Origin of the sequence: Acinetobacter sp. YH01022 (assembly GCF_013420235.1) — a bacterium.
Lineage (GTDB): Bacteria > Pseudomonadota > Gammaproteobacteria > Pseudomonadales > Moraxellaceae > Acinetobacter.
In genome coordinates this window covers 1-1074 of the sequence record NZ_VOYP01000112.1, presented here as the reverse complement: position 1 = coordinate 1074, position 1074 = coordinate 1, and the positions used below count along the sequence as shown (strand labels likewise).

1 protein-coding gene is annotated in these 1074 nt (G+C 40.0%); it reads right to left on the bottom strand.

What is annotated here, in order from left to right; all coding sequences use genetic code 11:
* Positions 1–7 precede the first annotated feature (7 nt).
* Entirely contained in the window at positions 8–970 is a 963-nt protein-coding gene (locus FTT87_RS15900) for an IS30 family transposase (RefSeq protein ID WP_180175112.1), read from the bottom strand.
* Between the last annotated feature and the right edge of the window lie 104 nt (positions 971–1074).

Genomic DNA, 1074 nt, shown 5'->3' with positions numbered 1-1074 from the left:
GGCGGATTCAAGCGGCAAGTGCAACAGTATAAAAACCAGCCATAACTTCACTCGGTGTATGCCAACCTAGTGTTTTTCTAGGACGATGGTTGAGTGCAAATTCTATCTGCTCTATTTGTTCGTTTAACACGTCATCAAACGATGACGATTTTGGCAGATATTGCCGGATTAAACCATTCGTATTTTCATTTCTAGCTCGCTGAATAGACTTGTAAGGATCAGCAAAATACGTATCTATGCCAGCATCAGTAATTCTTTTGTGTTCGGAAAATTCCTTGCCATTATCAAATGTCACACTATAAGCATGGCTCATCTGTAAACGATCTAATGCACAAGTAATCGTTTGAGAGGATGCTCTCGTTGGCCCTAAATGAACAATATGTACGTACAGGCTCTTTCGATCAACGAGAGTTAATAAAGCACCTTTATGATGTTTACCAATCACCGTGTCACCTTCGAAATCTCCTAAACGTTGTCGTTGATCAATGACCTGGTCTCTGCAATGAATACTTGTTTTATCAATGATTTGACCCCTACGATCCGTGTTTTTGTAACCTCGTTTTCGATATTTCTTCTGATGCCTTAAGTGTAGATGGAGTTTACCGCCTTTTGATTTATCTTGATAAATGTACTGGTAAATCCACTCATGTGAAGGTACATCCAGCCAACAGCGTTGTGTTAAAGCACCTGAAATTTGTTCTGGTGACCAGTCCAAGCCAATCAAATAATCAATATAAGCGAAGGCAAACGCTGTCATGGGTGATGAAGGACGGTACCGTCTTTGACTTGCAAATTTAGCTGCCTGTTGAGCTCTATATCCACGTTGCCCAGTATTTCTTTTTAATTCACGGTAGATGGTTGATCGTGAACGCCCTAACTCCCGAGCAAGGGTAGCGATTGAACTTTTACTTTTCAAAGTAGCATAAATTTCGTATCTTTCATCTTGAGAAAGTTGGGTGTATTTCTTCATTGTGTGCTTTCCAATTGCGAGTTGAAAAAGTCCAATGATTCTACGAATACACCTAACTTTTTCAACTAACTACAAATGTGTCGCACTTGGGATTTGAATCTGCG

Coding starts and splice junctions, on each gene's coding strand:
- FTT87_RS15900 (WP_180175112.1), bottom strand. CDS start 970: ATGAAGAAATACACCCAACTTTCTCAAGATGAAAGATACGAAATTTAT.